Annotated in this window: 10 protein-coding genes; all 10 read left to right on the top strand. The window is 44.3% G+C overall.

Features of this window, described 5'->3' with window-relative positions; translation table 11 throughout:
- The first annotated feature begins 115 nt into the window (after positions 1 to 115).
- The 10 genes from HT693_RS01080 (at position 116) to yidD (ending at position 6,283) form a co-directional block, all read left to right on the top strand.
- Positions 116 to 364 (top strand): YneF family protein, encoded by a 249-nt coding sequence (locus HT693_RS01080; RefSeq protein ID WP_000364983.1) that lies wholly within the window; start codon positions 116 to 118, stop codon positions 362 to 364.
- 203 nt (positions 365 to 567) lie between these two features.
- Complete coding sequence (gene racE / locus HT693_RS01075) at positions 568 to 1,362, top strand: glutamate racemase (RefSeq protein WP_023933640.1); 795 nt, start codon at positions 568 to 570, stop codon at positions 1,360 to 1,362.
- Positions 1,359 to 2,330, top strand: a complete 972-nt coding sequence (locus HT693_RS01070) for a nucleoside-triphosphate diphosphatase (protein ID WP_138704767.1) — start codon at positions 1,359 to 1,361, stop codon at positions 2,328 to 2,330. Before racE ends, HT693_RS01070 begins: the two co-directional genes overlap by 4 nt.
- Positions 2,306 to 2,827: a metallophosphoesterase gene (locus tag HT693_RS01065; protein ID WP_001118962.1), complete on the top strand. Its 522-nt coding sequence runs from the start codon at positions 2,306 to 2,308 to the stop codon at positions 2,825 to 2,827. Before HT693_RS01070 ends, HT693_RS01065 begins: the two co-directional genes overlap by 25 nt.
- Complete coding sequence (cbpB, locus tag HT693_RS01060) at positions 2,824 to 3,285, top strand: cyclic-di-AMP-binding protein CbpB (RefSeq protein ID WP_000560725.1); 462 nt, start codon at positions 2,824 to 2,826, stop codon at positions 3,283 to 3,285. Before HT693_RS01065 ends, cbpB begins: the two co-directional genes overlap by 4 nt.
- Positions 3,282 to 4,016: a site-specific tyrosine recombinase XerD gene (xerD, locus tag HT693_RS01055; RefSeq protein ID WP_277422124.1), complete on the top strand. Its 735-nt coding sequence runs from the start codon at positions 3,282 to 3,284 to the stop codon at positions 4,014 to 4,016. The genes cbpB and xerD overlap by 4 nt, the downstream gene beginning before the upstream one ends.
- Entirely contained in the window at positions 4,016 to 4,744 is a 729-nt protein-coding gene (locus HT693_RS01050) for a segregation/condensation protein A (protein ID WP_000351896.1), read from the top strand. Before xerD ends, HT693_RS01050 begins: the two co-directional genes overlap by 1 nt.
- An 18-nt stretch (positions 4,745 to 4,762) precedes the next feature.
- Positions 4,763 to 5,332, top strand: a complete 570-nt coding sequence (gene scpB / locus HT693_RS01045) for an SMC-Scp complex subunit ScpB (RefSeq protein WP_000105298.1) — start codon at positions 4,763 to 4,765, stop codon at positions 5,330 to 5,332.
- Positions 5,319 to 6,041, top strand: a complete 723-nt coding sequence (locus HT693_RS01040) for a pseudouridine synthase (RefSeq protein WP_001222218.1) — start codon at positions 5,319 to 5,321, stop codon at positions 6,039 to 6,041. Before scpB ends, HT693_RS01040 begins: the two co-directional genes overlap by 14 nt.
- Complete coding sequence (yidD, locus tag HT693_RS01035; RefSeq protein WP_000821628.1) at positions 6,041 to 6,283, top strand: membrane protein insertion efficiency factor YidD; 243 nt, start codon at positions 6,041 to 6,043, stop codon at positions 6,281 to 6,283. Before HT693_RS01040 ends, yidD begins: the two co-directional genes overlap by 1 nt.
- Positions 6,284 to 6,426: the final 143 nt, after the last annotated feature.

Raw genomic sequence — 6,426 nt, 5'->3', positions numbered from 1 at the left:
AAAGACATTCTCACATTCGAATTACATTCCATCCCTGATAGCGTAAAACAAACTAGTCAGGGTGACTAGTTTGTGGTATAATGAAAGGGACTCAAAAAGAAACAGGAGAAAAATGATGGATTTACTTTTAGCAATTGTATTGATTGTGCTAGCTTTTTTAGGAGGAGCTATTGGAGGAATGTACTTGGTTCGTAAGCAAATCGAAAAGGAATTCGCTGACAACCCACGTTTGAATGCTGAAGCAGTTCGTACTCTTTTGAGTGCAAATGGTCAAAAACCAAGCGAAGCCAAGGTACAACAAGTTTACCACCAAATCATTCGCCAACAAAAGGCAGCCCTTGCTAACAATAAAAAGAAAAAATAGATAAGGAAAAGTCTGGGATGAAAGTTCCAGACTTCTCACTATGTTGGCTAAGGGTTTAGGGATGAGACTTTTTCCTTGCATTCTATTGATATTTGATTATGATTAAGAGAGATAGTTATTGATTAGGCTGTCATTATTCAGTTCATAAGGAACGGTAATCATAATGAACTATCAATCAGAAAAAAGACTAGAAAGAAGACTGTATGGATAATCGCCCAATTGGTTTTTTGGATTCGGGTGTCGGGGGCTTGACCGTTGTGCGCGAGCTCATGCGCCAACTTCCCCATGAAGAAATCGTCTATATTGGAGATTCGGCACGGGCTCCCTATGGTCCCCGTCCTGCTGAGCAAATTCGTGAATATACTTGGCAGTTGGTCAACTTTCTTTTGACCAAGGATGTCAAAATGATTGTCATTGCTTGTAATACTGCGACTGCGGTCGTCTGGGAAGAAATCAAGGCTCAACTAGATATTCCTGTCCTAGGTGTTATTTTGCCAGGAGCTTCGGCAGCTATCAAGTCCAGTCAAGGTGGGAAAATAGGTGTGATTGGAACGCCCATGACGGTAGACTCAGACATTTACCGTCAGAAAATTCATGATCTGGCTCCAGACTTACAGGTGGAGAGTTTGGCCTGTCCCAAGTTTGCCCCCTTGGTCGAGTCTGGCGCCCTGTCAACCAGTGTTACCAAGAAAGTGGTCTATGAAACCCTGCGTCCCTTGGTTGGAAAGGTGGATAGCCTGATTTTGGGTTGTACCCATTATCCATTGCTCAGACCTATTATTCAAAATGTCATGGGACCAAAGGTTCAGCTCATCGATAGTGGAGCAGAGTGCGTACGGGACATCTCAGTCTTACTTAATTATTTTGAAATCAATCGTGGTCGCGATGCTGGACCACTTAATCACCGTTTTTACACAACAGCCAGCAGCCAAAGTTTTGCACAAATTGGTGAAGAATGGCTGGAAAAAGAGATTCATGTGGAGCATGTAGAATTATGACAAATAAAATTTATGAATATAAGGATGAACAGGACTGGTATGTCGGGTCCTATGGTATTTTTGGTGGCGTCCGGACGTTGACGGATGATGACTTGGACTTTCCTCTATTGGAGTTTGCCCAAAGATTTCGAGATGAGGATCGAGGTTTTCCTGTTTCTGTTACTGTTTTACGCTATGGTTCTCTCTACCGTTTATTGTCTTTTGTGGTAGATATCCTCAACCAAGAAATGGGACGAAATGTGGAAGTCATTCAACGTCAGGGTTTTTTTCTCTTAGTTGAAAATGGGCAACTCCTGCATGTAGAATTGCCTAAAGAAGGTGTTAATGTAGAAGCATTCTTTGAGACAAACAAGGTCAGAGAAACCTTATTGATTGCGACTCGAAACGAAGGCAAGACCAAAGAGTTCCGAGCTATCTTTGATAAGTTAGGCTACGATGTGGAAAATCTTAATGACTATCCTGACCTGCCTGAAGTAGCTGAAACAGGCATGACCTTCGAAGAAAATGCCCGTCTCAAGGCAGAAACCATTTCTCAATTAACGGGCAAGATGGTTTTGGCAGATGACTCAGGTCTCAAAGTCGATGTCCTTGGTGGCTTGCCAGGTGTCTGGTCAGCTCGTTTCGCAGGTGTGGGAGCTACTGACCGTGAAAACAATGCCAAACTCTTGCACGAATTGGCCATGGTCTTTGAACTCAAGGACCGCTCGGCTCAGTTCCACACAACCCTAGTCGTAGCCAGCCCAAATAAGGAAAGTTTAGTTGTTGAAGCAGACTGGTCAGGTTATATTAACTTTGAACCTAAGGGTGAAAATGGCTTTGGCTATGATCCCCTCTTCCTTGTAGGAGAAACAGGTGAGTCATCAGCTGAATTAACCCTGGAAGAAAAAAATAGTCAATCTCACCGTGCCTTAGCCGTTAAGAAACTTTTGGAGGTATTTCCATCATGGCAAAGCAAACCATCATTGTAATGAGCGATTCCCATGGCGATAGCTTGATTGTGGAAGAAGTCCGTGATCGCTATGTGGGCAAAGTCGATGCCGTTTTTCATAACGGCGATTCTGAACTACGTCCGGATTCTCCACTTTGGGAGGGCATCCGCGTTGTTAAAGGGAACATGGACTTCTACGCCGGCTACCCAGAACGTCTGGTGACTGAGCTTGGTTCGACCAAGATTATCCAAACTCATGGTCACTTGTTTGACATCAATTTCAACTTTCAAAAGTTGGACTACTGGGCTCAGGAGGAAGAGGCCGCTATCTGCCTCTATGGTCACTTGCATGTGCCAAGTGCTTGGTTGGAAGGCAAGATCCTCTTTCTAAATCCAGGTTCTATCAGTCAACCACGAGGTACCATCAGAGAATGTCTCTATGCTCGTGTGGAGATTGATGATAGTTACTTCAAAGTGGACTTTTTGACACGAGATCACGAGGTGTATCCAGGTTTGTCCAAGGAGTTTAGCCGATGATTGCCAAGGAGTTTGAGACTTTCTTGTTGGGGCAGGAGGAAACTTTTTTGACCCCTGCTAAAAATCTAGCTGTGTTGATTGATACCCACAATGCGGATCATGCGACCCTCTTGCTCAGTCAGATGACCTATACCCGTGTTCCTGTTGTGACAGATGAAAAACAGTTTGTTGGGACGATTGGACTCAGAGATATTATGGCTTATCAGATGGAGCATGACTTGAGCCAAGAAATCATGGCGGATACGGATATCGTTCATATGACAAAAACGGACGTAGCGGTTGTTTCGCCTGATTTCACCATTACGGAGGTCTTGCACAAGCTAGTAGATGAGTCCTTCTTACCGGTTGTGGATGCAGAGGGTATTTTCCAAGGGATTATTACGCGCAAGTCCATCCTCAAGGCCGTTAATGCCCTCTTGCATGACTTTAGTAAGGAATATGAGATTCGATGCCAATGAGAGACAGGATTTCAGCCTTTTTAGAGGAAAAGCAGGGCTTGTCTGTCAATTCCAAGCAGTCCTATAAGTATGATTTGGAGCAATTTTTAGACATGGTAGGTGAGCGGATTTCTGAGACCAGTCTCAAGATTTACCAAGCCCAGCTAGCCAATCTAAAAATCAGCGCCCAGAAGCGAAAGATTTCGGCCTGTAACCAATTTCTATACTTTCTCTATCAAAAAGGAGAGGTGGACAGCTTTTACCGCTTGGAATTAGCCAAACAAGCTGAAAAGAAGACGGAAAAGCCAGAGATTCTATACCTAGACTCTTTTTGGCAGGAAAGCGACCATCCAGAGGGACGCTTGCTAGCGCTCTTAATCCTAGAAATGGGGCTCTTGCCCAGTGAGATTTTAGCCATCAAGGTTGCGGACATCAATCTGGATTTTCAGGTGTTGCGAATCAGCAAGGCTTCCCAACAGAGGATTGTCAGCATTCCCACGACCTTGCTTTCGGAGTTGGAACCCTTGATGGGCCAGATATATCTCTTTGAAAGGGGAGGGAAAGCCTATTCTCGTCAGTGGGCCTTTCGTCAGTTAGAAGCTTTTGTCAAGGAGAAAGGTTTCTCAACCTTATCAGCTCAAGTCTTACGTGAACAGTTTATTCTAAGACAAATAGAAAACAAGGTCGATTTGTACGAAATTGCAAAAAAATTAGGATTAAAAACAGTCCTGACCTTAGAAAAATATAGATAATGGATATTAAATTAAAAGATTTTGAAGGGCCCCTGGACTTGCTCTTGCACCTGGTTTCTAAGTATCAGATGGATATCTACGATGTGCCCATTACGGAAGTTATCGAACAGTATCTAGCCTATGTCTCAACCCTGCAGGCCATGCGTCTGGAAGTGACGGGTGAGTACATGGTTATGGCCAGTCAGCTCATGTTGATTAAGAGCCGCAAGCTCTTGCCAAAGGTAGCGGAAGTGACAGATTTGGAAGATGACCTGGAGCAGGATCTTCTCTCTCAAATTGAAGAATACCGCAAGTTCAAGCTCTTGGGGGAGCACTTGGAAGCCAAACACCAAGAACGGGCCCAGCACTATTCCAAAGCGCCGACAGAGTTGATATACGAAGATGCGGAGCTTGTGCATGACAAGACGACCATTGATCTCTTTTTGGCTTTTTCAAATATCCTAGCCAAGAAAAAAGAGGAGTTTGCACAGAACCACACGACTATCTTGAGGGATGAGTATAAGATTGAGGACATGATGATTATCGTGAAAGAGTCCTTGGCTGGACGAGATCAATTGCGCTTGCAGGATTTGTTTAAGGAAGCCCAGAATCTCCAAGAGGTCATCACCCTCTTTTTGGCAACCCTAGAGTTAATCAAAACCCAGGAGCTAACCCTCGTACAAGAGGAGAGTTTCGGAGATATTTATCTCATGGAAAAGAAGGAAGAAAGTCAAGTGGCCCAAAGCTAGACTTGATAGAGAGGAAAGATGAGTACTTTAGCAAAAATAGAAGCGCTCTTGTTTGTAGCGGGTGAAGATGGGATTAGAGTCCGCCAGTTAGCTGAACTCCTCTCTCTGCCACCGACAGGCATCCAACAGAGTTTAGAAAAATTAGCCCAGAAGTATGAAAAGGCCCCAGATTCCAGTTTGGCTCTAATTGAGACAGGGGGCGCTTATAGATTGGTGACCAAGCCTCAATTTGCAGAGATTTTGAAGGAATACTCTAAGGCACCTATCAACCAGAGTTTATCTCGGGCTGCCCTTGAAACCTTGTCCATCATTGCTTACAAACAGCCCATCACACGGATAGAGATTGATGCCATCCGTGGGGTCAACTCGAGTGGGGCCTTGGCAAAGTTGCAGGCCTTTGACTTGATACGAGAAGACGGGAAAAAAGAAGTGTTGGGTCGCCCCAACCTCTATGTGACTACAGATTATTTCCTAGATTACATGGGAATTAACCATTTGGAAGAATTACCAGTGATTGATGAGCTTGAGATTCAAGCCCAAGAAAGCCAATTATTTGGTGAAAGGATAGAAGAAGATGAGAATCAATAAGTATATTGCCCACGCAGGTGTGGCCAGTAGGAGAAAAGCAGAAGAGCTGATCAAGCAAGGTTTGGTGACGGTTAACGGCCAAGTGGTACGTGAACTAGCAACCACTATCAAGTCAGGCGATAAGGTTGAAGTTGAAGGCCAACCTATCTACAACGAAGAAAAGGTCTATTATCTGCTTAACAAACCACGCGGTGTCATTTCCAGTGTGATAGATGACAAGGGCCGCAAGACGGTTGTCGACCTCTTGCCCAACGTGAAAGAGCGCATCTACCCTGTAGGTCGTTTGGACTGGGATACATCAGGAGTTTTGATTTTGACTAATGATGGGGATTTTACGGATGAGATGATTCACCCTCGTAATGAGATTGACAAGGTTTATGTCGCGCGTGTTAAAGGTGTGGCCAATAAGGATAATCTCCGCCCCTTGACCCGTGGACTTGAGATTGATGGTAAGAAAACCAAACCGGCTGTCTATGAGATTCTCAAAGTGGACCCAGTCAAAAACCGCTCTGTGGTGCAGTTGACTATCCATGAAGGGCGTAACCACCAGGTTAAAAAGATGTTTGAAGCTGTCGGTCTCCAAGTAGATAAGTTGTCACGGACCCGTTTTGGACATCTAGACTTGACAGGACTTCGTCCAGGAGAATCCCGTCGTCTTAATAAAAAAGAAATCAGCCAACTACACACCATGGCTGTAACCAAGAAATAATGAAACGAATTTTAATAGCGCCTGTGCGCTTTTACCAACGGTTTATCTCACCAGCCTTTCCACCCTCTTGTCGCTTTGAGCCGACTTGTTCCAACTACATGATTCAGGCTATTGAAAAACATGGCTTCAAGGGTGTTTTGATGGGCTTGGCTCGGATTTTACGTTGTCATCCCTGGTCGAAAACAGGTAAGGACTCCGTCCCAGACCACTTTTCCCTCAAACGGAATCAAGAAGGGGAATGAGGTGAGGTAAATAGATTTCAAAATGATAAAAACGCATCCTATCAGGTTTGAGTGAACTTGATAGGATGCGTTTTAGAATGTCAAAATTTTATACTCTTCGAAAATCTCTTCAAACCACGTCAGCTTCTATCTGCAACCTCAAA

Origin of the sequence: Streptococcus sp. 2154 (genome assembly GCF_013277255.1) — a bacterium.
GTDB lineage: Bacteria > Bacillota > Bacilli > Lactobacillales > Streptococcaceae > Streptococcus > Streptococcus pseudopneumoniae.
This window is presented reverse-complemented; position numbering and strand designations above follow the sequence as displayed.